Source organism: bacterium (assembly GCA_037131655.1).
Lineage (GTDB): Bacteria > Armatimonadota > Fimbriimonadia > Fimbriimonadales > JBAXQP01 > JBAXQP01.
Map to the genome: position 1 here is coordinate 1 of JBAXQP010000397.1, position 2,079 is coordinate 2,079.

The following is a 2,079-nucleotide window of genomic DNA, read 5'->3' on the forward strand; positions in this document are numbered from 1 at the left end:
TTTCATGGCCGAATAACTCACTTTCCACCAGTCCCGATGGCAAGGCCGCGCAATTGACTTTGATCAGCGGGTTGTTTTTGCGGTGGCTGGCGGAATGGATGGCGCGAGCAATCAATTCCTTGCCGGTGCCGGATTCACCCTGAATCAATACCGATGCATCGGTCATGGCAACGCGCTGAACCTGATTTAATAACGACTGAAGAGCCGGACTGCGGCCGATAATCTCGTCGAAATTATGCGCCGATTTGATTTCTTCCTGTAAGTAAAGATTCTGCGCTTTGAGTCTGGATTGTTCTTGCTCCAACAGGACCCGTTCGGTAATATCCACAAACATGGTACGCGTATACAACCCACCGGGATCGGGTTTTGACCACCACTGAATCCAGATGGGCTTGCCATTATCCTTGCGACGCAACTCCAGTTCGACACCGGAGGTATCGGTGCCTTTGCCGATGGACGCGAAGGCTTCTTTAACACGACGCTGGGCATCCGGCGTGTCCGGCACTAAAGAAATACCCACCATGCCCGGCACTTGTTCGGGCGTAATGCCCAGTATTTGCCTGGCCGCCCGGTTAGCGCTAATGAACCGGGATTCAACATCCTCGTGTACGTAAGCAATTGGTGCTGCCTCGAACAAATCCCGAAACCGTTCTTCGCTTTGACGAAGCTGATCCACTGCTTGAATCCGTCTGAGTTCTGCAGTTGCACGCGCCGCAAAGATTTTAAAGGTATATAAGAGTTGCGGCTCTTCGGGCATGGGACTGCAATCGAATATCGCCAAATGGCCTAGTACATTGCCCTCAACATCCTGCAACGGCACGCCCAAAAAACTTTCAATTCCTTGTGATTTAGGGAACAGTTTCCAGACTTCTGACGGATAGTGACAGAATTTACCGTATATCACGTCTTTGCACGGTGTCCCTTCCAGTTCCCATTCCTGATTATCGATAATTTTGCCATCCATCCAGAAAGCCAGCGTGCGCACCCGGGTTTTGTCATCGGCAAATTGAGCAATGAAGGCGTTGGCGGCACCGGTGGCAAGACTCAGATTTTTCACCAATAATTGAAAGAAGTCTTCGCCAATGGCTTGTGCGGTGCCTTCTACGATTGCCCGTAATACTGGCAGTTCGGATAACAAAGGTTCTTTAGGGGAATTGTTAGGCATAAGTAGAATTGAAGGTCAGGATAAATGCTCGGATACATCTTACTCTTACCTTGCCACCAAACCAAGCCGCAACTATTGGTGGCTGCCACAATTAATGGTGGAAAATCGACAGATGAAGCATGGCGGCATTATCCGATAGAATTAATCTATCCTCATGAAAAACAGGACTATTTCAAGTAATTGTCGCGAGTGGCACAGTGCTTGCTGTTACCTAATTGTCACAGTTTATTGCTTAACATGTTACCCACTTTCAACCCTTATCAAAGTATTCTTATGAAAAACACCTTCAAACTTACTGCCGTCTCACTGTGTATCGCGTCATGCCTGCCCGCTGTCGGCTTTGCCGATTCCGACCAGGCCAACGAACATGCGAACAAAGCCAATGAAACGGTTTATATCTTTAGCAAATTATTGTTTTTAGGATTAATCAGACCTTCTATGTTTAAAGGATCATTATGAACAAAGTAGCAATCGTAGTTCTTGCGGGAACACAACAGGAAGACAGCATGGGTCGTATAGTCAACGCGCTGATGGCAGTAAAGGAACTTAAAGAAAATAACGATGAGGTACAACTGATTTTTTCAGGTTTAGGAACCACATGGCTGGCCGAAATGTCTCGTCCCGAGCATCAGTTACATGATACTTATCAGGCAATAAAAGAAAATATTGCTGGGGCTTGTGGATTTTGCGCCACGGTTTATGATGCTACTGAGTCAATCAAGGCTTGTGGCATCCCTATTTTGTCGGACTATGGAACGAATATGAGCTTCGTTAAACTCATCAGCAATGGCTTTCAAGTCATTACCTTTTAATTTTTACTAAACCTAAAACGATGAAATCCTATAAACCAACGCATGTCAAGTCCTCAGAAATCACGCCGCGCGCATTATTTGAGGATAGGCGGCGTTTTATGC

At 46.7% G+C, this 2,079-nt stretch carries 2 protein-coding genes; one reads left to right on the forward strand and one right to left on the reverse strand.

Annotated elements, in window-relative coordinates:
- Positions 1 to 1,138 (reverse strand): sigma 54-interacting transcriptional regulator (locus WCO51_12890; GenBank protein ID MEI6514150.1); only part of this gene is annotated, 1,138 nt, incomplete at its 3' end.
- A gap of 482 nt (positions 1,139 to 1,620) precedes the next feature.
- Here WCO51_12890 and WCO51_12895 point away from each other — a divergent pair.
- Complete coding sequence (locus WCO51_12895; GenBank protein ID MEI6514151.1) at positions 1,621 to 1,977, forward strand: hypothetical protein; 357 nt, start codon at positions 1,621 to 1,623, stop codon at positions 1,975 to 1,977.
- Positions 1,978 to 2,079 lie beyond the last annotated feature (102 nt).

Bases quoted from the DNA above. Each gene is read 5' to 3' on its own strand.
- WCO51_12895 (MEI6514151.1), top strand. From the start codon at position 1,621: ATGAACAAAGTAGCAATCGTAGTTCTTGCGGGAACACAACAGGAAGAC.